This window comes from Megasphaera sp. DISK 18, assembly GCF_001682955.1.
GTDB lineage: Bacteria > Bacillota > Negativicutes > Veillonellales > Megasphaeraceae > Megasphaera > Megasphaera massiliensis.
In genome coordinates this window covers 1-19,553 of record NZ_LUGJ01000029.1, presented here as the reverse complement: position 1 = coordinate 19,553, position 19,553 = coordinate 1, and the positions used below count along the sequence as shown (strand labels likewise).

Genomic DNA, 19,553 nt, shown 5'->3' with positions numbered 1-19,553 from the left:
CCTAAAGGGGAGCATATCAGATAAAGGCGGAGGGCATCTTTTTGCCGAGGACGGACGGGATTTCTGCGCTGTAAATATAGTTTGAGAAGAAGAGCCGTTCTAAAAAGGCGTGCATGCCTGATGTGAGGCTCATAAAGTAGATGGGCGATCCGAAAATAAGGGCGTCGGCTTCTTTAATCTCTGCGAGAAGGGGGGCCAGGTCATCTTTTACGATGCACGTGCCATGGTCCTTGTCTTTTCGCTTACAGTAAAAACAGCTGATACAACCTTTGTAATTCAGGGAATAGAGGTCGACGTATTGCGTGTCGGCCCCGGCTGCGGCGGCACCTTTCAAAGCTTCTTTTAATAGTTTTGCTGTGTTGCCATTGCGGCGGGGACTGCCATTAAAAGCCATAATTTTCATGGTTCATCATCCTTTCTTTTGATTGTCATATCATTATATCGCGTTATATAGATTTATTCAAGGCTGAACCCATGGATTTGCTGCCCGGCGGGGGCTGATTCTCCGCTTATCTTATAATTATTTTAGAAATAGGGGGATTTTATCATGACGAAAAAAAACATGGTAGCTATCGTTGCAGCCGCCTTTATGGCTGTTAGCTTATCGGCCTGCAGCAGCGTTCGGACACAGACGGACGGCCAGGCCGGGGCTACGGAACAGACGTCGCAGACGGCGGCAAAACCTAAGGTCGACGCTGACGCCAGTGCTTCCATCAAAGGGGCCGCATCGGATCAGAAAGAAGGGCAGCATACGGACAGCCGTCGGGCCGTCATTTATTTTTCTTCTCCTGACAGCAGCGACATGAATGCTCTGGAAGGGAGCACGCAGTATTTGGGTCGGGTCATTGCCGAAAAGACCAGGGCCGACGTCTTCCGCATCGTACCGATCAAGGCTTATCCGACCGATTACAGTGCCCATACGGCTCAGGCTAAGATGGAACAGGGGGAAAATGCCCGTCCGGCCATTCAGGATGACTTCGGTGATCTCAGTCAGTATGACACGATTTTCTTAGGCTATCCGATTTGGTGGGGGGACCTGCCCATGCCGGTCTACACCTTTCTCGAAAGTCATGACCTGAGCGGGAAAAAGATCGTCCTCTTTGGAACCTATGGCAGCAGCGGCTTGGGGGATACACCGGAACACGTCCAATCGATTGAAAAAGGGGCGACCGTCGAAACGAAGGCGTACGGCGTTCAAGCCAGTGAAGTCGGAAGTGCCAAGGATAAAGTCCTGTCCTGGTTAAGTGAATTAGGCTATTAAAGACTACCCCTGAGGGGAAAGCATTTTTTGAATAGACAGCCGCAGAGACTGTTCGTAAAGCATCAGAGTATATAATTAAAACGTTATTAGAAATGAGGTGTATATATGGAGAAACAACGAGAAAATCATCGACGCGGCATCGACATGCTGCACGGATCGATTGCCGACAAACTCTTTCTGTTTGCCATGCCAATCGGTCTCATGGGCTTGTTTGAACAGCTCTTCAACAGTGCTGACGTCTTTTTATTAGGTCACTTTGTCGGGAAAAGCGCTATGGCTGCCGTCGGTAATAATATGCCTGTCATCGGCATGATGGTCATGCTGCTCATGGGGATTTCCCTGGGAGCCAACGTGACCATCGCCCAGTATCTCGGTGCTAAGCACGACGAAAAAGTGTCAGAAACGGTGCAGACGGCGATTATTTTGTCCGTCGGGCTGGGCGTACTCCTGACCATCATCGGTGAGCTCATCGTCTATCCGGCTTTTTTGATCCTGGAAGTGCCTCTTGACGTCTATGACATGGCCGAAAGCTATTTGCGCATCTTCTTGTTAGGCTTGCCTTTCTTATCGCTGTATAATTTTGAAGCGGCTATTTTCCGCAGCTGCGGCGACAGCAAGACACCTCTGTACAGCTTAGTCATTGCCAATGGCATCAACATTGTCCTGGGTTTCTTGTCGGTTGCTGTCTTTGATTTCGGCGTCGTCGGCATCGCTTGGGCGACGGTCATTGCCTATGTGGCAAACTCGCTAATTCTCTTAGTTTTACTTTGCCGGACGACGGATCGGATTCGCGTCAATTTGCGGGACCTCCATTTTTCCAAGGATGAATTGAACCGTATTATCCGCATCGGCCTGCCGGCCGGGATCCAGGGCATGATCTTCGCCTTGTCCAACCTGCTCATCCAGTCGGCCATCAACAGCCTGGGAACGGAAGCCATGGCAGCTTCGGCGGCGGGCTTTATCATCGAAGCCAATACGTACTGCTTCGTCAACGGCTTCAGCCAGGCGACGACGACCTTTGTCGGTCAGAACTACGGGGCCCGCAACCTGCGCCGCTGCTTCCGCATTACGAAAGTCACCTTTGGCGTCGAAGCGGCATTCCTCTTCGTCGTCACAGCGGTCATCCTTTTCTTTTCACCGGAACTCATCGGTCTGTTCAACGACGATGCGACTGTCGTGGCCTTAGGGACGACGCGGTTGTTCTTTGTCCTCGGTACTTTCTATCTAAATGGTATGGTCGACATTTTGTCCGGATCCCTTCGCGGCTATGGCTATTCTCTGCCGCCGGCCATCGTGGCCCTCATCGGGATTTGCGGAGTCCGAATCATCTGGCTCTATACGGCCTTTGCCGCTAAGCCTGACTTTTCGACCCTCATGGCAACCTATCCTGTCAGCTGGCTGTTTACGGTCAGTGTCTTAGCCGTCGTTTATGTGATGTGCCGTAAGCATATCGTCGCCGGTTTTGCCCATCGCCAAGCTTGATGAATTATTATGGATATGATATAATTAGTTGTAACAAATAATAATTATTGATTATGTTTTGAGGGGGGGCGTAAAACATGCGCATTGGTGAAGGTTTTATTGAAGAAATAAAGGAAAATGGCTTAGCCAAAGTGAGGGTTAGCCGCGACTCTCTTTATGTCGCCTGCAGCGCTTGTGCAGCGGCAGATCACGTTAAAATTTTAGCTTATAATTACCTCGGCGCCGATGAAGGAGACCGCGTTCGCTATCAAGTCGATGACTCCCATCTCATTTCCGGAGCTTTCGTTTGCTTTGTCGTACCGGTCTTCTTGATCCTGGCTGCTGCGGTACTCGGATATTTCGTCAACAGTAACGAAGTCGGCGCCCTTATCGGGGCTCTCATCGGCGCTGCTGTTTCTGCGGTCATCCTTCGGACCTATGACAACGTGCTGGGACGTATCATTGATACCAAGGCTACGATTATCAGCATTGTCAGCGATGACGAGGAAAAAGAATAAAAACTTTATAATGTTTTATTTGCGTAAAAACCAGGGAGCCGGTCTGTACCAGTTCCCTGGTTTCGTGTTATAATAAACACTAGTTTGTTATGATAGGAGGTTTGAAAGATGCGTGCCATGGGAATCGATCCGGGGACGGCTATCTGCGGTTTTGGCGTCGTCGACAGCGACGGCAGCCGACTGAAACCGGTGACGTATGGAACGATTCAGACGCCATCGAAAGCGAGCGATGCGGAACGCTTGGTCATGCTCTTTGACGGCCTCAATGAACTTTATCGGAAATATCAGCCCGACATCATCGGCGTCGAACAGCTTTTCTTCAATCGCAACGTTACGACGGCCATCACGGTCGGTCAAGCCCGCGGCGTCATTTTGCTGACGGCTCAGCAGGCGGGCATCCCGATTCTGGAGTTTTCTCCTCTTCAAGTCAAGCAGGGGGTTACCGGCTACGGCCGGGCGACAAAGGAACAAGTCATCGATATGACCATGCGCCTCTTAGGCATCCGTCAAAAGATTAAACCCGACGATGCTGCCGATGGCCTGGCCATGGCTATCTATGCCATTTATTCCAGCCACTCCATGAGTCTGAAACGGAAGGTACAGTTATGATCGGTTATGTAAAAGGCATTGTCAGCCATATTTTTTCAAATTCCTGCTTCATCGACGTCCACGGCGTCGGCTATCGGACCTATGCGCCGGCATCGACGCTGGATACACTGGTCGTCGGTCAAGAGGCCCTGCTTTATACCTATATGAGTGTCCGCGAAGATGCTATCCTCCTCTATGGCTTTGCCACCCAGGACGAATATGATCTCTTCATGCTGCTCATCGGCGTCAACGGCGTCGGTCCTAAGGTTGCCCTGGGCATTTTAAGTGCCGATAAGGCCGACGGCTTCCGCCTGGCCGTCCATCAGAAGGATATCAAGAGCCTGACCAAGATGCCCGGCGTCGGCAAGAAGACGGCCGAACGGATCGTCTTGGAATTACAGGATAAAATCGGCCTTGAAGGGACGGTTCCTGCTGTGGAAACGGGATCCTTGGCAATGCCGGTGGGAGCTTCGGGGATGTTGGCTGAAACCGTCTCGGCCCTCACCGGTCTCGGTTACAGCGAGCAGGAAGTCCTGCCCGTGGCCGAGGCTCATGCAGGGGAATGCAAGACCGTAGAAGAACTGTTGAGAGCGACCTTGAAGTCCTTAGGGAGCGGGAGGTAAGACATGGGAGAAAATCGCGTCATCGAGACTGCAGATTTGCCCGGCGATTCCTGGCAGTACAGTTTGCGGCCTCATTACTTTCGAGAATATATCGGTCAAACTAAGGCCAAAGAAAACTTAGAAATCTTTATCAAGGCAGCCAAACTTCGCAAGGAAGCCTTGGACCACGTCCTCTTGTACGGTCCGCCGGGCCTCGGTAAGACGACCATGGCCGGCATTGTGGCCAATGAACTGGGCGTCAATCTGCGCATCACATCGGGACCGGCTATCGAGCGCCCCGGCGATTTGGCGGCCTTATTGACGAATTTACAGGAGCGGGATCTGCTATTCATCGACGAAATCCACCGTCTGTCCCACAGCGTCGAAGAAGTCCTCTATGCGGCCATGGAAGACTATGCCCTTGATATCGTCATCGGCAAGGGCCCCAGTGCCCGGTCGGTGCGCATCGACCTGCCGCCCTTTACCCTGGTCGGTGCGACGACCCAGGTGGGACGCTTGGCGCCGCCTCTTCGCGACCGCTTCGGCGTCATCTGCCGCCTGGAATTTTATAAGCCCGAAGATTTGGTACTGATCATCAAGCGGACGGCCGATATCCTGGCCATGGATATCGATGACGACGGGGCCTTTGAAATCGCCCGCCGTTCGCGGGGGACGCCGCGTATTGCTAACCGCCTGTTGAAGCGGGTCCGTGATTTTGCCCAAGTCGCCGACGTCGAGACGATTACGGCCGACCTTGCCAATCATGCCCTCAATCGACTGGAAGTCGATTCCTGCGGCCTCGATAGGACGGACCGCAAGGTTCTGCAGGTCATCATCGAAAAATTCGGCGGCGGCCCGGTCGGCCTCGATACGATTGCCGCGGCCATCAGCGAGTCCGTCGATGCCGTCGAAGACGTATACGAGCCCTTCTTGATGCAGCAGGGCTTTTTGAATCGCACGCCTCGCGGCCGCGTCGTCACCGATGCCGCTTATCGGCATTTGGGATTGCCCGTGCCGACCGAGGAATGAGGAGGGGCTTATGGGAAAATTACTGCTCATCATCGGCGTCTTTTTCATCCTTGCCGGCCTGATCTGGATGGCCGGTGATGCTTTGGGAATCGGAAGATTTTTGGGCCATCTGCCCGGGGATATTTCCTTTACCAGAGGGAATACGTCCTTTTCCTTTCCCATCGTTACCTGCATTCTCATCAGTGTCATCCTGACCATCGTATTGAATCTGTTCTTTCGTTTATGAGGTGTGTCTTTATGAATAAACGAAATCGTTTCGCTTTTATTTGTACGATTGCCGCCGTCTGCACCGTCCTTACGACGAGTGCCTGGGCGGCGTCTGCTAACGATAAAAAGAAGACCGTGCGGCAGCCTGTGAAGACCGTTCAGTCAAAATCGGTGCCGGTTTCTAAAAAAACAACCGGCTCATCGAAACCGGTTGAGGAAAGTACCGACATGGTACGCATCGGCATCCGCGAAGGGCAGGGCCGTGTATCCCTTACCAGTCCGCAAGGCCTCGGCATCTATCGCGGCACTTCTCTTTGGAAAAAATCGGCAGCCAATGTGCCGGTTACGGTGACCCTGTCGGGGGCGGACCTGGCCCTTAACGGAACGGCCGGTAAGGGCAATCTTCGCGTCCGTTCCTTGGGAAAAGACGGCGTCGTCAAGATTACTGACGGCTATACCTACCGCGGCGACCTGGAATTGATGAAGTCTCCCGGACGCTGGGGAATTACCGTCGTCAACGTCCTCCCCGTCGAACAGTATCTCTACGGCGTCGTCGGCAAAGAAATGTCGCCGTCGTGGAGTGAAGAAGCCCTCAAGGCGCAGGCCGTCGCCGCCCGGACCTACGCCATTGCCCATAAGCGCCGTTTCAGTCAGCGCGGCTTCGATTTGACCGACGATACGTCGAGTCAGGTCTATGCCGGTGTCGGCGGTGAATCGCCGGCCGTCATCAAGGCGGTCAATGCGACTAAGGGCGAAATCCTGACCTATCAGGGAAAGCCCATCGATGCCTTCTTCTTCTCGACGGCCGGCGGCTGGACCGAAAACAGTGAAAATGTGTGGGGAACCTACATCCCCTATCTGCGGGGCGTCAGCGATACCAGCAATAAGATGCCGGGCTATCGCTGGTCGGTAACGACGACGCCGGAAAAGATGGAAACTAAGCTGGCCGCTGCCGGAAAGGGCGTAGGAAAAATCAAGTCGATTACCTTGTCGCCCTTGGCAAAAAGGCCCATGACCGAATCCGACCGCGGTGTCTCCGGTCGGGTCCAGTCGCTGATCATCCACGGTACCAAGGGCAATGTCACCGTAAAGGGGCTGGCATTCCAATCGATTTTCGGTCTGCGCAGCACCCTCTTTGATTTTTACAGCGGCAAGGGGACGGCACCGGATCCCGACACGGGGAAGGTCGCCCGCAAGCGCGACTTTACGGTCAAAGCGGGACAGCCTTTGACGATTTACGGTTTCGGCTGGGGCCACGGCCTGGGAATGAGCCAGTACGGGGCTTACCAGATGGCGCAGGAGCACGCCGGAGAAAGAGATTACTACCGCAAGATTTTAACCCATTATTATACGGGAACGGAAATAAAAAAGCTCTATTAATGCATTAAAAGAGGAAGGTCTTATTGTGAAACTGACAGATTTTTATTACGATTTACCGAAAGAACTCATCGCCCAGCATCCGGCAGAACCGCGGGATCATGCCCGGCTCATGCTGTATGATAGAAAGAGCGGCGATGTAGAACATAAATACTTTTATGACCTCGTCGATGAACTCCATGAAGGCGACGTCTTGGTCTTTAACGATTCCCGCGTCATTCCGGCCCGGATTTACGGGAAACGGATCCCGACGGGCGGCAAGGTTGAAGTCCTGCTGCTGACTCCCGTCGGCGACGACCGCTGGGAAGTCCTGGTAAAACCGGGGAAGAAGGCCTTGCCGGGAACGACCCTTGAATTTGCCGAAGGCCTTACGGGGACGGTCGAAGATCGGACCGATTTTGGCGGCCGTATCATCAAATTCTCCTACGACGGCAACTTCGACGACATCATCGATTCCATCGGGGAGATGCCCCTTCCGCCTTATATCCACGAAAAGATGGAAGACCCCAATCAGTATCAGACGGTCTATGCCAATGAACGCGGCTCGGCGGCAGCGCCGACGGCCGGTCTTCACTTTACGGAAGAATTGCTGCAGAAAATCCGCGATAAGGGCGTGGAAGAAGTCTTCATCACCCTTCACGTCGGACTCGGGACCTTCCGGCCTGTCGAAGAAGAAAACATTGAAGATCACGAAATGCACAGCGAATTTTACAGCATTACCGAAGAAGCGGCAGCGACGATCAACAAGGCCAAGGCCGAAGGCCGGCGAGTCATTGCCGTCGGTACGACCAGTATCCGGACCCTTGAAAGCGCCGGTACGACAGGGACCTTGAAGGCCGGTTCCGGCTGGACCAATATCTTCATCTATCCGGGCTTTACCTTCCACATCGTCGATGCCCTGGTCACCAATTTCCATCTTCCCGAATCGACACTGCTCATGCTCATCAGCGCCTTGTCGACGCGGGAAAAAATCTTAAAAGCCTATGAAACGGCGGTAAAGGAAAAATACCGTTTCTTCAGTTTTGGCGATGCCATGTTCATTCATTAGGGAGGAATCTATGGTTATTACCTACGAACAACAGGCCGAATGCGACGGCGCCCGTGCCGGTATCCTGCGTACGCCTCACGGTACGTTCAAGACGCCCATGTTCATGCCTGTCGGTACGCAGGCGACGGTCAAGACGCTGACGCCGGAAGAGCTCTACGACATGGGGGCTCAAGTCATTCTCAGCAATACGTATCATCTGTTTCTCCGTCCGGGCCATGACCTGGTCCAAGAAGCGGGGGGACTTCATAAATTCATGAACTGGAAGCAGGCCATCTTAACCGACAGCGGCGGCTTTCAGGTCTTCAGCCTCGGTCAGATGCGCAAGATCACCGAAGAAGGGGTCACCTTCCGTTCCCACTTGGACGGCTCGAAAAAATTCTTGTCGCCGGAAGTGTCGATGGACATTCAGATGGCCCTCGATTCCGATATTGCCATGGCCTTTGACGAATGCATTCCCTATCCGTCCGATTATGAATACACCCGTCTTTCGACGGAACGGACCAGCCGCTGGGCCAAGCGCTGCCTCGATCATCATCACAGCGACACTCAAGGGCTTTTCGGCATCGTCCAGGGCGGCATGTATAAAGATTTGCGTCAGCAGAGCTGCCGTGATCTGGTCGACATGGATTTTGACGGCTACGGCATCGGCGGCTTGAGTGTTGGCGAATCTAAGGATATAATGTATGATATATTAGAGAATACAACGCCCTATCTGCCTAAGACCAAGGCCCGTTATCTGATGGGGGTCGGGACTCCCGATTGCCTTCTTGAAGGCGTCGCCCGCGGCGTCGACATGTTCGACTGCGTCTTCCCGACCCGCGTGGCCCGCAACGGCATGGCTATGACCCATGAAGGGCGGCTGACCGTGCGCAACGCCAAGTATGCTCATGATTTTCATCCCATTGAAGAGGGCTGCCAGTGTTATACGTGCCGCAACTATTCGCGGGCCTATATCCGACACCTCTTCAAGGCGGAAGAACTCTTGGCATACCGATTGGTCAGTATTCACAATCTCTACTTCCTGCTGCAGTTCATGCGGGATATGCGCCAGTCGATCTTCGACGGGACGTTCCGTGAGTTCCGCCGGGATTTTTGGAAAAGGTATCAAGACGCGTAAAGGCGCTTGCACATAAAAACTATTTTTTTAATTGATGGAGGTGTTTGACATGGATATGACTGAACAGCTTACTGCTTTTTGGCCCATAATCCTCATGGTCGTCATTTTTTATTTTCTGCTGTGGCGGCCGCAGAAGAAACAGCAGAAGAGACGGCAGGAAATGCTGGACAGCCTGAAACCCGGTGCTAAAATCGTCACCGTCGGCGGCGTCATGGGGACCATCGTGTCTTTGCACGACGATTACCTCGTTATCCGCGTAGCCGATAAGGTCGAAATCCGCGTTACCCGTGCAGCTGTCGCTCAGGTCCTGAGCAAGGGCAGTGAAGGCAAGAAGGCTGCCAAGAAGGTCGAAAAGCCGGAAGTTGTTGAAGAAAAAAACGACGTCAAAGCAGAAGCAGCCCAGCCGGCTGACGAAAACCAGAAAGATGCTCAGTAAAAAGGAACTGCGCAGCGCCATGTATGACCGCCTCCATCGCTTGACGGAAGCCGAAAAGAATTCGGCCAGTGCGGCTGTCTGTGCCCGGCTTATGGCCCACCCGGCCTATGCCCGGGCACGGCGCATCATGGCCTTTCTCAATATGCCTGATGAAGTCAGCCTCGACGCCTTGATGGCACAGGCCATTGCGGATGGGAAAGAGGTCTACGTTCCGGTCTGCATCAGTCGGACCGACATCGAAGCAGCCCGCCTCGAAAGTTTGGAACAGGCCGTCGTCGGAGCCTACGGCATCCGCACGGCGCCCGAGGACAGTCTGCACATTGCGGCCTCTGCCCTCGATGTCATCTTGGTCCCGGGCCTTGCCTTTGATGAAAAAGGCGGCCGCTTAGGCCACGGTGCGGCTTATTACGACCGTTTCCTCAGCGGGAAAGGGGAGGCAGCTGCCATTGCTGCAGCTTGGGACGTTCAGATCGTTCCGGAAGTTCCCATGGAAGCTCACGACGTCATCATGACTGAAATCGTCACGGATAAACGCCATCTCGTGCTTCACCAATAAAACCATAGATTTACCCAGAGGGGGGAGTATCGTTGCGGACTCGTAACATGATAAAATTTTTTGGGGCCGTCATCATCATCGTGGCAGCCTTTGTTACTTTGATCAATCCGCTTGCCAACTCCATTAAACAGGGCCTGGACTTACAGGGCGGTACGCATATCGTCTTGGAAGCTGAAGATACGCCGGATGCACCGGTTACGGAAGACTCCTTGAGCCGTGCCGTCACCATCGTCGAACGCCGTATCAATGAAATGGGCCTGACCGAACCGCTTGTTCAGAAAGAAGGGGCTCGGCGAATCATCGTCGAACTGCCGGGTGAAAAAAATCCGGAAAAAGCCATCGAAACAATCGGGAAAACGGCGGTCATGGAGTTTAAAGATGAAAGCGGAACGACGCGGATGACCGGGAGCGATTTGAAAACGGCAAAAGAACAAATCGACCAAGGCCATAAAAACGTCGTCGGCATTGAATTTACCGATGAAGGGGCTAAAAAATTCGCTGACCTTACGGCATCGAATGTAGGCCATAAAATCGGTATCTACCTCGACGGTGAACTCTTGACCAACCCCGTCGTCAACGAACCGATTACGGGCGGCAAGGCGGTCATCACCGGCAGCCAGACTTTGGAAGATGCCAAGAATTTAGCCATCCTCCTTCGTTCGGGCGCCCTGCCTGTTAAATTGAAAGTCATGGAAGTCCGCACCATTGGTCCGAGCCTGGGCCTTGACTCGAAGCTCAAGAGTGAAAAGGCTTTTGCCATCGGCATCCTGTTGATTATGGTCTTTTTAATCGTCATTTACCGTATGTCCGGTATCGTAGCCAATATCGCCCTCTTGGTATACGTCCTCATCCTGCTGGGGATTTTGAAGTACCTCGATGCGACGCTGACCTTGCCGGGGATTGCCGGTGTTATCCTGTCTATGGGTTTCGCCGTCGATGCCAACATCCTCATCTTTGAACGATTTAAAGAAGAAGTCCTGGTCGGCAAGACCCTGCGAACGTCGATGGAGGCCGGTTTCCGTCGGGCTTTCAATACCATCCTCGACGCTAACGTATCGGTCATGATCGCTGCCATCGTCCTCATCGTCATGGGCAGCGGGACCGTCAAGGGCTTTGCCGTCAACTTGGCCTTGGGCCTGGTCGTCAGCATGTTCACGGCTATCGTCGTCAGCCGTTCGCTCCTGACCTGGTTCATCAATACGGGATTGATCACCAATCCCTGGTTCTACGGGTTAAACCGTAAACCGCCTGAACATATGCTGAAAAAGGGGGGACAGAAATGAGTTTTGATATTATCAAACATCGCACGTGGTGGTTCATCTTATCGTCTGTCCTGGTCCTTGCCAGCTTGATTTCTATCTTTATCAATGGATTTAACTTCGGTATCGATTATACCGGCGGTACCATCCTCGACATGCAGTTCAATAAGGCCGTCAGTGTTTCTGAAGTTCGTCAGGTCATCGACCAATCGAATATGGACCTGGGGAATACGGTCATCCAGCTGACCGGCGTTACCGACCAGGATTCGTCGACAGACGTCATGCTGCGCATGCGCAACCTGTCCAGTGACGAAACCAAGGCCGTGTCCGAAAAATTGAGCACCTCTTTGGGCGGTGCCGAAGTCAAACGGACCGAATCGGTCGGTGCCGTCATCGGCTCGGAAGTCACGAAAAATGCCGTTACCAGCCTGGCTGTGGCCTTCATTGCCTTAGCGGCCTATATTTCCTTCCGCTTCGAGTATAAGATCGCCATTTCGGCCCTTATTTCCATCGTACACGATTTGATCATGGTCTTAGGCGTTTTCTCCTTCTTCCATTTGGAAATCGACGCCACCTTCTTAGCGGCCATCTTGACCGTCGTCGGCTATTCCATGAACGAAGCCGTCGTCATCTTTGACCGCGTCCGTGAAAACACGCGGACTCACCGGCGGACCGACTCTTATGAAAAACTGGCTCATGACAGTATTTCTCAGAGTATCCACCGCAGTATCTACACCTTGTCGACGGTTCTCTTTGCCTGCGGCGCCCTCCATTTCTTCGGCGGCGAATCGACAAAGAACTTCTCCCTGGTCATGCTCATCGGCTTTATCAGCGGGGCTTACTCGTCCATCTGTGTCGATACGTCGATCTGGGTCGTATGGAAGAATCATACGTCGAACCGGCGCGGCCTGAAATCTTCTGACGATGAATCGGAAGAAGACGAAGAAGCTGCAGAAACGCAAAAAGGATAAAAATAAGGGATGTCCCATGGAGTTTTGCCTTCATGGAACAGCCCTTTTTCATTTGACAAAGGACTCCTTCCTTGAAGAAAGAAGCCCTTGAGGAGGAATTATGATGTTTAAAATCGATGCACTGGGCAAAGCCTGCCCCTTACCGGTCATTGAAGCCCATAAGGCTTTGAAGGATCATGATGCCATTGAAATTACCGTCGATAATGAAATCGCAACGGAAAATCTCAGAAACTTATCAGAACAGATGAATTGTGCCTATACGATGACTAAGGAATCGGATACCCATTATACGGTCACCTTGGTCAAAGAAGGGGCCGCTCCTGTTGAAGACGCACCGACTGTATCGGGTTCTGATTATATCGTCGTCCTCAATGCGCCGGTCATGGGTCTCGGCGACGATACGCTCGGCAAGAACCTCTTGAAGACTTTTATTTATACGCTCACTGAACAGGACGTACTGCCGAAACAGATTATCTGCTACAATGGCGGCGTATCCCTGGTCACGGAAGATTCCGAGTCCCTTGAGGATTTGAAGCATCTTGAAGAAGAAGGCGTTGAAGTCTACGCCTGCGGGGCCTGCCTCAATTACTACGGCCTGACTGATAAGGTCGCCGTCGGCTCTATTACCAACATGTTCCGCATTGTTGAAATGATGCGTACGGCCAATCGCATCGTCAAACCGTAAGCGATGGAACAGACGATCATAAAAGCGGCCATTCTCGTGTCGTTCATCCTTTGCGGATATATTTTAAAGCAGCTGCGTCTTTTTGGACGCAGCACTTTTCATACCATATCGACGATTGTCTTTAATATAACCCTGCCGTCGGTCATCATTGCCAACTTAAACGGCATCCACTTCGAGGTACATTACCTTTTCATCAGCCTCTTGGCCATCGTCTTCAACCTGCTCATGGTCGGCCTTGGCTATGGCGTCGGGCGGACGAAAAGCGAAAAGGCCTTTTATATGCTCAATATGAACGGCTATAATATCGGCAATTTTGCCCTGCCCTTCGTATCGTATTTCTTCGACAGTGCGGCTGTCCTCATCGTCTGTATCTTTGATGCCGGCAACTCTCTCATGTGCCTCGGCGGCGGTTATGGCCTGGCCCGCTACGTCCGCGGGGCAAAAGGGGATAATATCTTTTATATTTTGGCCAAGACGATCTTTTCATCCCTGCCGGTCCTGTCCTATATCCTGATGCTTATCCTGGCCTTGGGGGGCCTCTCTCTGCCCCAAGTGGTCATTGACTGGGTCAAGGTGCCGGCTTCGGCCAATACCTTCTTGTCGATGCTGATGATCGGCGTTGCCCTGGGGTTATCTTTGAAGAAGGAATACCTGCACCTCATCTATACGGATGTAGGTCTGCGCCTATTGATCTCCGTCGTCTTTGCTGCCTTTATTTATGTCGGCCTCGACTATTCCATGGACATCAAGCGGGTCCTCATGGTCCTGGTCTTTGCCCCGGTTGCCGGCATGGCCTGCTACTATACGGCGAAATTGAAGTTAAAGATCGAAGTGGCGGCTTGCATCAGTTCCTTATATATCCTCATTTCCATCGTCGTCATGTCGACGCTCATCGTCGTCTTGGAAACGATATGACCGATCGGCCAGGAGCTCTTCTTCTAAGGCCGCCGGTACCGTCGACGGACTGCGGGTGATGTAGTAGCTGTCGACCTTCGGCGGTTCAAAATCGAGGAGGGGAATGGCCCGCAGTCGCTTGGAGGCTAAGTCGTCTTCGATGAGGCTTTTCGGCAAAAAGGTATAGCCGATGCCTTCGGCGACGTACTGCGGGAGCTTAGTGCTGTTGTCGATTTCTAAAGGGAAGCGGTGATGGCGCGGAAAGAGGTCCTGTATGTAGAGGCCGACGCCTTGGAGTGCGAAGTTACAGAATAAGTAATCGATTTTTTGCAGATCATCCTTATAGATCCCCTTGGCGTATGAGGTATCGGATTCCTTACAGACCAGGACCAATGAGTCGGTCCGATAGGGCTGGCAGACGAAGCCGCTTTTGAACATGGCACTGAAGGAAAATATGGCGTCGAGGGTCCCTTCTTGGAGCTGGCGCATCATGTCGGCCGTATGGCTGATAGTGACGTGGAGAGAGACGTCTTTCTGCTTTTTTAAGTAGCTGCGGATGCGGCGCTGAAGGTGGCTTTCGTAAATCGTATTGGTCGTACCGATGTTTACTTTTTGGGCGTACGTCGGCGAGGACTGGATATCCTGAAGGGCCGTCAGTTCGAGAGAGACGAAGCGTTGGGCGTAATCGAGAAATTTTTGACCCGACGCCGTCAGGTCGACCTGTTTGTGGCTGCGGATGAAGAGGGGAACGCCCAGTTCCATCTCCAAGTCGCGGATGCGGTTGGTTACCGTCGACTGGGCGACGAAGAGCTGCTGCGCCGTTTTCGTAAAGTTCTTTATTTGTGCCAGGGCAATGAATGTCCGGAGTGTCGTCGTATCCATAGCCGGACCTCCTTTTCTTGCAATTTGATTATCGAATGGAATGAATTGAAATAATCTATTTCACAAATTATCTCTTTGTATTATATAATAATCATTGTAGAGAAACAATGAAATGCAAGTTTGTTTTGTAGTTTAGATTATGCATCTTGCTGTATTATAAGAAATTGGAGCTGAATCAGATGAACAAGAAAACTGTCCCCTTTAATGAAGAACAGATTCGTTCTATCATTGCCAAGTACCCGACACCTTTTCATATTTATGATGAAAAAGCCATTGTCGATAACGTTCGAAAATTGATAAAGGCTTTTGATTGGGCCCATGATTTCAAAGAGTATTTTGCCGTTAAGGCTGCACCGAATCCGTATCTCATGCGTCTCTTGCAGAAAGAAGGCGTCGGTGCTGACTGCAGCTCCATGGCAGAATTGGAACTATGTGACAAAGTTGGCATTACCGGCCATGATATCGTCTTTTCTTCCAATGACACGCCGTATGAAGAATTTAAAAGAGCCATGGAACTCGGCGCTTTGATCAACCTCGACGACATTTCCATGATCGACTTCATGGAACAGCGCGGTCCTTTGCCCGATTGGATTTGCGCCCGTTATAATCCGGGCCCTCTCCTTCAGGGCGGCAACGATATCATCGGGACGCCGGAAGAAGCCAAATACGGCATGACCCGAGAACAGATCTTCGACGCCTTCCGCATCCTGAAAGAAAAGGGCGTATCCCACTTCGGCCTGCACACCATGGTCGTATCCAATGAACTCCAGGTAACGGGCCTCATTCATACGGCCAAGATGATGTTTGAATTGGCTGCGGAAGTACAGGAACTCCTCGGCATCGATATCGAATTCCTCGATTTTGGCGGAGGCATCGGCCTCCCGTACCGTCCGGAAGAATCGTTCATCGATTACGATGAATTGAGTGCCGGCATCAAACAGTATTTTGAAGCCATCATGGTTCCGAGAGGCCTCGGCAAATGCCGCCTTTCCTTCGAATGCGGCCGTGCCATCACCGGTCCTTACGGCTACTTGGTCACGACGGCTATCCATCACAAACATATTTGGAAGGAATATATCGGCGTCGATGCCAGCATGGCCAACCTCATGCGTCCCGGCATGTACGGCTCCTACCACTACCTGTCGGTCATGGGCAAGGAAGACGCTCCCAAGGATCACGTCTATGACGTCGTCGGCTCGCTCTGCGAAAACTGCGATAAATTCGCCGTCGACCGCAGCCTGCCGGAAATCGAAGACGGCGACATCCTGGTCATCCATGACACGGGGGCTCACGGCCACTCCATGGGCTTTAATTACAACGGCAAGCTCCGTTCGGCAGAGCTCCTCCTCCATGAGGACGGCAAGGTAACCCAGATCCGCCGGGCGGAAACGTTAGATGACCTTTTTGCGACTATCGACTTTTCAAACTTATAAATGAAAGTAAATCATCCCCCTTACATACTGTAAGGGGGATTTTTTTTCAATTTATTTTAAATTTTAATATATTTTTAATCTTTATCGAGTATAATACAGATATAACATACCGTCATTCATCTGAATATGGAGAAAGGAGGCATCTTGGCTGATGGGGGCTTATGATATATTGACCGGGACCCAGCTTTGCATGGCTGTGGCCATGATTGCCTATGGCTTTTACTTTAAAAAGAAACGAACGTGCCGCGTGTGGTATTTCTCCGGTCCGGCATGGCTGATTGCCATTTGGTCGGCTGTTGTATTATACTACTATTCAGAATATCCATTTTTAACGATACTCTGCTTCCTCATGGGATTTTTCTTAGGCATGGGAATCGGATTGTGGGTTAAAAAAGGCCTGCCGGAACTGACCTACTGCAGGAAACGGCGGCGCCTCCAATGCCCGCCGATGAAGAAGGCCATGCCGGCCTATCTGATCATCTGCATCGTATTTGCCTCCTTCCAGATCGTGGGCTACCATTTTTCTTTCATTACGCACTCCTGGTTCTTTAATGAAGTACTGGGCTTTGCACCGGGACTCTGTACGGGTTTGTTGTGGGGAAGGGGCATTGCCATGCTGCTCGATATCCCTGTACGGGGACAGCAGGTATATAAAGATATTTAGGAGGGAATTTTCATGGACAATACACAGCGGAGAGAACAAATCCTTCAGATGCTGCACGAATCGACGACTGCCGTTACCGGTACGGCCTTAGCCAAGGCCTGCAGCGTCAGCCGCCAAATCATCGTCGGCGACGTCGCCCTTTTGCGTGCCCAAGGGGTCGGCATCATTTCAACGCCCCGGGGCTATCAGCTGGTTACACCGTTGAAGAAGGGCTGTACGCGGGTCTTCGTCTGCTGCCACGGTACGGATTTGATGGAAGCGGAACTCGAAGCCATCGTTGACAACGGGGGCATCGTCCACAACGTCGTCGTCGAACACGAGGTCTACGGCAATTTGGAAGGGACCTTGAATCTTCATTCTCGCCGCGACGTCCAGCAGTACATCAAGCGGATGAAAGACTCTAAGGCCGAATTGCTGAGCACCATCAGCGGCGGCATTCATACGCATTTGGTCGAAGCCAAGACGGAAGAAGAACTCGATGCTATTCATAAGGCTTTGCATGACTTAAAGGTCTTATACGGCGATTGACTTTTTCCTTCCATATGCTACAATGATGTCATGTCGAATTATGTGTCATGACAGTTGTACAGATAGGAGGAAACATCTCATGTTGTTAGACCGGTTGGAAGCCCTGCCTGTAGGCAGGTTCCACTATAAACTGCTCTTGGTCACCGGTTTGGGCTGGCTTTTTGATTCCATGGATACAGGGCTCATCGCCTTTATCCTGCCCGTCCTTGCCAAAGAATGGGGATTGGCCCCGGGGCAGATGGGCCTCATCGGCAGCATCGGACTCATCGGTATGGCCCTTGGCGCCGTCGTATCCGGCACGGCTGCCGACCGCATGGGCCGCAAGAAAGTCTTTACGATTACGGTATTGATTTATAGCATTGCTTCGGCTTTCTGTGCCTTATCCTGGAGTTATGAATCGCTGCTCATCTTTCGCTTTCTCGTAGGCTTCGGCCTCGGCGGGGAATTGCCCGTGGCGGCGACGTTGGTCTCTGAATATGCTCCGTCGCGGGTGCGCGGCCGGTTCATCGTCCTCTTGGAAAGCTTTTGGGGCCTCGGCTGGATTGCAGCTGCCTGCATCGCTTATTTCTTCATTCCCGTCTATGGCTGGCGCATGGCTTTCTTGATCGGTGCCCTGCCGGCGCTGTATGTCTGCCTCATTCGCCTTCATATGCCGGAATCGGTCCGTTATCTCCTGGCTCACGGCCGCGTAGCGGAAGCCCGGAATATCGTCGTTTCCATCGAAAAAACGCTGCATGTGCCCGTCGCACCCTTTTCCGATGCCGATGAACGGATACCGGCTGTAACCAAGGCTTCGTTCCATGAATTGTGGAAAAAGCCCTTTATCTCACGGACGGTCATGCTGTGGCTGGTCTGGTTCGGCATTAACTTCAGCTACTACGGTATTTTCATGTGGCTGCCGTCCCTCGTTTTCCAGCAGGGTTTCACGGTCGTCAAGACCTTTGAATACGTCCTGGTCATGACCTTGGCCCAGCTTCCGGGCTATTACTGTGCCGCCTGGCTGGTCGACAAAATCGGGCGCAAGTATACCTTGTCGTCGTTCCTCTTATTCAGCGGCGTTGCCAGCTATTTCTTCGGCCACGCTTCGACGGCTTCGATGCTCATGATCTGGGGCGCTGTCATGTCCTTCTTTAACCTCGGTGCCTGGGGCGTGCTCTATACCTATACGCCGGAACAGTATCCGACGGCCATTCGGGCTCTCGGAAGCGGCTGGGCTGCCGGGTTTGGACGCTTTGGCGGCATGGCGGCCCCGGTCATGGTCGGTGTACTCTTGGGGCAGCACTTTGATTTCGGTGGTGTCTTCTATATGTTTGCCTTCGTCTTCATTGCCATTGCCGTCGTCGTCATGGGCCTGGGCATGGAAAGCAAGCAAAAGAACTTAGAGAGCATGACTGAACAATTTGCCGATGCCAAGTGATGTAAATTTTGTAAAAAAGCTGTCAAAACCGTCTTGACAGCTTTTTTTTTCAATGATAAAATTATCTATGTCGCACGGCTTGAACCGATTCGATTTGGGCTCGGCAGACGAAGATCAAACGATGGATACGCTTTGAAAGACTTCATAAAAATGCTTGACAAGCTGACCTGAGTTTGGTAGAATAAACAAGTCGTCGCTACGGCGACACGATGACCTTTGAAAACTGAACAATGAACTGAATGAACGCCAGTAAATGAATCTTTGGATTTGTTTATACCGAGTTTTACTCGGGAGTGCAGGTCATTTTCGTAAGAAAATAACCGAATCAATTCAAACGTCCGGCTTTGCCGGACACCAAAAACAATAAGTTGAGCTAGTAAGCTCTTCCATACTATCATGGAGAGTTTGATCCTGGCTCAGGACGAACGCTGGCGGCGTGCTTAACACATGCAAGTCGAACGAGAAGACATGAGAAGCTTGCTTCTTATCGATTCGAGTGGCAAACGGGTGAGTAACGCGTAAGCAACCTGCCCTTCAGATGGGGACAACAGCTGGAAACGGCTGCTAATACCGAATACGTTCTTTCCGCCGCATGACGGGAAGAAGAAAGGGAGGCCTTC

General features: G+C 52.1%; 21 protein-coding genes, 1 rRNA gene and 1 pseudogene. 21 read left to right on the top strand and 2 right to left on the bottom strand.

The features are described from left to right. Positions 1-16: 16 nt before the first annotated feature. Complete coding sequence (locus A0U42_RS06725; protein WP_083122389.1) at positions 17-403, bottom strand: flavodoxin family protein; 387 nt, start codon at positions 401-403, stop codon at positions 17-19. 144 nt (positions 404-547) lie between these two features. On the opposite strand from A0U42_RS06725, the gene A0U42_RS06720 reads away from it, so the two are divergent. The 16 genes and pseudogenes from A0U42_RS06720 to A0U42_RS06645 all read left to right on the top strand — a co-directional run bounded on the left by A0U42_RS06720 (position 548) and on the right by A0U42_RS06645 (position 14,030). Beyond that, positions 548-1,261: a flavodoxin gene (locus A0U42_RS06720; RefSeq protein WP_065360378.1), complete on the top strand. Its 714-nt coding sequence runs from the start codon at positions 548-550 to the stop codon at positions 1,259-1,261. Between the two features lie 105 nt (positions 1,262-1,366). Continuing rightward, positions 1,367-2,743 (top strand): MATE family efflux transporter, encoded by a 1,377-nt coding sequence (locus A0U42_RS06715; RefSeq protein WP_065360377.1) that lies wholly within the window; start codon positions 1,367-1,369, stop codon positions 2,741-2,743. A gap of 77 nt (positions 2,744-2,820) precedes the next feature. Beyond that, positions 2,821-3,240, top strand: coding sequence for a SoxR reducing system RseC family protein (locus tag A0U42_RS06710; RefSeq protein ID WP_065360376.1), 420 nt, complete (start codon positions 2,821-2,823; stop codon positions 3,238-3,240). A gap of 108 nt (positions 3,241-3,348) precedes the next feature. Continuing rightward, positions 3,349-3,849, top strand: coding sequence for a crossover junction endodeoxyribonuclease RuvC (gene ruvC / locus A0U42_RS06705; protein ID WP_062411668.1), 501 nt, complete (start codon positions 3,349-3,351; stop codon positions 3,847-3,849). Continuing rightward, positions 3,846-4,451 (top strand): Holliday junction branch migration protein RuvA, encoded by a 606-nt coding sequence (gene ruvA / locus A0U42_RS06700; RefSeq protein WP_065360375.1) that lies wholly within the window; start codon positions 3,846-3,848, stop codon positions 4,449-4,451. Before ruvC ends, ruvA begins: the two co-directional genes overlap by 4 nt. 3 nt (positions 4,452-4,454) lie before the next feature. Then, a complete protein-coding gene (gene ruvB / locus A0U42_RS06695) occupies positions 4,455-5,459 on the top strand; it encodes a Holliday junction branch migration DNA helicase RuvB (protein ID WP_065360374.1) in 1,005 nt (334 codons plus the stop codon). A 10-nt stretch (positions 5,460-5,469) separates the two neighbouring features. Next, positions 5,470-5,685: a DUF2905 domain-containing protein gene (locus A0U42_RS06690; protein WP_065360373.1), complete on the top strand. Its 216-nt coding sequence runs from the start codon at positions 5,470-5,472 to the stop codon at positions 5,683-5,685. Positions 5,686-5,696: 11 nt separating this feature from the next. Beyond that, positions 5,697-7,046: a SpoIID/LytB domain-containing protein gene (locus A0U42_RS06685; RefSeq protein ID WP_083122385.1), complete on the top strand. Its 1,350-nt coding sequence runs from the start codon at positions 5,697-5,699 to the stop codon at positions 7,044-7,046. Between the two features lie 25 nt (positions 7,047-7,071). Next, positions 7,072-8,091 (top strand): tRNA preQ1(34) S-adenosylmethionine ribosyltransferase-isomerase QueA, encoded by a 1,020-nt coding sequence (gene queA, locus A0U42_RS06680; RefSeq protein ID WP_065360371.1) that lies wholly within the window; start codon positions 7,072-7,074, stop codon positions 8,089-8,091. A 10-nt stretch (positions 8,092-8,101) separates the two neighbouring features. Continuing rightward, positions 8,102-9,208 carry a tRNA guanosine(34) transglycosylase Tgt gene (tgt, locus tag A0U42_RS06675; protein WP_065360370.1) on the top strand — a complete coding sequence of 369 codons (1,107 nt, stop codon included), beginning with the start codon at positions 8,102-8,104 and terminating at the stop codon, positions 9,206-9,208. Between the two features lie 34 nt (positions 9,209-9,242). Beyond that, positions 9,243-9,542 (top strand): annotated as a pseudogene (yajC, locus tag A0U42_RS06670) (preprotein translocase subunit YajC); the annotation flags it as partial. 91 nt (positions 9,543-9,633) lie between these two features. After that, positions 9,634-10,200, top strand: a complete 567-nt coding sequence (locus A0U42_RS06665) for a 5-formyltetrahydrofolate cyclo-ligase (protein ID WP_065360368.1) — start codon at positions 9,634-9,636, stop codon at positions 10,198-10,200. A gap of 47 nt (positions 10,201-10,247) precedes the next feature. Then, a complete protein-coding gene (gene secD, locus A0U42_RS06660) occupies positions 10,248-11,483 on the top strand; it encodes a protein translocase subunit SecD (RefSeq protein WP_044504932.1) in 1,236 nt (411 codons plus the stop codon). After that, a complete protein-coding gene (secF, locus tag A0U42_RS06655; protein ID WP_044504930.1) occupies positions 11,480-12,430 on the top strand; it encodes a protein translocase subunit SecF in 951 nt (316 codons plus the stop codon). Before secD ends, secF begins: the two co-directional genes overlap by 4 nt. A gap of 100 nt (positions 12,431-12,530) precedes the next feature. Then, positions 12,531-13,115, top strand: coding sequence for a sulfurtransferase-like selenium metabolism protein YedF (yedF, locus tag A0U42_RS06650; protein ID WP_255304121.1), 585 nt, complete (start codon positions 12,531-12,533; stop codon positions 13,113-13,115). A 3-nt stretch (positions 13,116-13,118) separates the two neighbouring features. Then, entirely contained in the window at positions 13,119-14,030 is a 912-nt protein-coding gene (locus tag A0U42_RS06645) for an AEC family transporter (RefSeq protein ID WP_044504927.1), read from the top strand. Here A0U42_RS06645 and A0U42_RS06640 read toward each other — a convergent pair. Continuing rightward, entirely contained in the window at positions 13,968-14,891 is a 924-nt protein-coding gene (locus tag A0U42_RS06640; RefSeq protein WP_065360366.1) for a LysR family transcriptional regulator, read from the bottom strand. The genes A0U42_RS06645 and A0U42_RS06640 overlap by 63 nt on opposite strands. A 179-nt stretch (positions 14,892-15,070) precedes the next feature. Between A0U42_RS06640 and A0U42_RS06635 the strand changes: the two genes are divergently transcribed. From A0U42_RS06635 to A0U42_RS06615, 5 genes are all read left to right on the top strand, one after another. Continuing rightward, positions 15,071-16,324, top strand: coding sequence for a diaminopimelate decarboxylase (locus A0U42_RS06635; protein WP_083122383.1), 1,254 nt, complete (start codon positions 15,071-15,073; stop codon positions 16,322-16,324). Positions 16,325-16,475: 151 nt separating this feature from the next. Beyond that, complete coding sequence (locus tag A0U42_RS06630) at positions 16,476-16,988, top strand: hypothetical protein (RefSeq protein ID WP_065360365.1); 513 nt, start codon at positions 16,476-16,478, stop codon at positions 16,986-16,988. Between the two features lie 12 nt (positions 16,989-17,000). Then, the gene (locus A0U42_RS06625; RefSeq protein WP_044504924.1) at positions 17,001-17,516 is read left to right on the top strand and encodes a transcription repressor NadR; all 516 of its coding nucleotides are present in this window, start codon (positions 17,001-17,003) and stop codon (positions 17,514-17,516) included. A 79-nt stretch (positions 17,517-17,595) separates the two neighbouring features. Further along, positions 17,596-18,933, top strand: coding sequence for an MFS transporter (locus tag A0U42_RS06620; protein ID WP_065360364.1), 1,338 nt, complete (start codon positions 17,596-17,598; stop codon positions 18,931-18,933). A 393-nt stretch (positions 18,934-19,326) separates the two neighbouring features. Next, positions 19,327-19,553 (top strand): 16S ribosomal RNA (locus A0U42_RS06615); the annotation flags it as partial.

Excerpts from the sequence above, each read along its gene's own strand:
- A0U42_RS06725 (WP_083122389.1), bottom strand. The coding sequence starts at position 403 with ATGAAAATTATGGCTTTTAATGGCAGTCCCCGCCGCAATGGCAACACA.
- A0U42_RS06720 (WP_065360378.1), top strand. The coding sequence starts at position 548 with ATGACGAAAAAAAACATGGTAGCTATCGTTGCAGCCGCCTTTATGGCT.
- A0U42_RS06715 (WP_065360377.1), top strand. The coding sequence starts at position 1,367 with ATGGAGAAACAACGAGAAAATCATCGACGCGGCATCGACATGCTGCAC.
- A0U42_RS06710 (WP_065360376.1), top strand. The coding sequence starts at position 2,821 with ATGCGCATTGGTGAAGGTTTTATTGAAGAAATAAAGGAAAATGGCTTA.
- ruvC (WP_062411668.1), top strand. The coding sequence starts at position 3,349 with ATGCGTGCCATGGGAATCGATCCGGGGACGGCTATCTGCGGTTTTGGC.
- ruvA (WP_065360375.1), top strand. The coding sequence starts at position 3,846 with ATGATCGGTTATGTAAAAGGCATTGTCAGCCATATTTTTTCAAATTCC.
- ruvB (WP_065360374.1), top strand. The coding sequence starts at position 4,455 with ATGGGAGAAAATCGCGTCATCGAGACTGCAGATTTGCCCGGCGATTCC.
- A0U42_RS06690 (WP_065360373.1), top strand. The coding sequence starts at position 5,470 with ATGGGAAAATTACTGCTCATCATCGGCGTCTTTTTCATCCTTGCCGGC.
- A0U42_RS06685 (WP_083122385.1), top strand. The coding sequence starts at position 5,697 with ATGAATAAACGAAATCGTTTCGCTTTTATTTGTACGATTGCCGCCGTC.
- tgt (WP_065360370.1), top strand. The coding sequence starts at position 8,102 with ATGGTTATTACCTACGAACAACAGGCCGAATGCGACGGCGCCCGTGCC.
- A0U42_RS06665 (WP_065360368.1), top strand. The coding sequence starts at position 9,634 with ATGCTCAGTAAAAAGGAACTGCGCAGCGCCATGTATGACCGCCTCCAT.
- secD (WP_044504932.1), top strand. The coding sequence starts at position 10,248 with ATGATAAAATTTTTTGGGGCCGTCATCATCATCGTGGCAGCCTTTGTT.
- secF (WP_044504930.1), top strand. The coding sequence starts at position 11,480 with ATGAGTTTTGATATTATCAAACATCGCACGTGGTGGTTCATCTTATCG.
- yedF (WP_255304121.1), top strand. The coding sequence starts at position 12,531 with ATGATGTTTAAAATCGATGCACTGGGCAAAGCCTGCCCCTTACCGGTC.
- A0U42_RS06645 (WP_044504927.1), top strand. The coding sequence starts at position 13,119 with ATGGAACAGACGATCATAAAAGCGGCCATTCTCGTGTCGTTCATCCTT.
- A0U42_RS06640 (WP_065360366.1), bottom strand. The coding sequence starts at position 14,891 with ATGGATACGACGACACTCCGGACATTCATTGCCCTGGCACAAATAAAG.
- A0U42_RS06635 (WP_083122383.1), top strand. The coding sequence starts at position 15,071 with ATGAACAAGAAAACTGTCCCCTTTAATGAAGAACAGATTCGTTCTATC.
- A0U42_RS06630 (WP_065360365.1), top strand. The coding sequence starts at position 16,476 with ATGGGGGCTTATGATATATTGACCGGGACCCAGCTTTGCATGGCTGTG.
- A0U42_RS06625 (WP_044504924.1), top strand. The coding sequence starts at position 17,001 with ATGGACAATACACAGCGGAGAGAACAAATCCTTCAGATGCTGCACGAA.
- A0U42_RS06620 (WP_065360364.1), top strand. The coding sequence starts at position 17,596 with ATGTTGTTAGACCGGTTGGAAGCCCTGCCTGTAGGCAGGTTCCACTAT.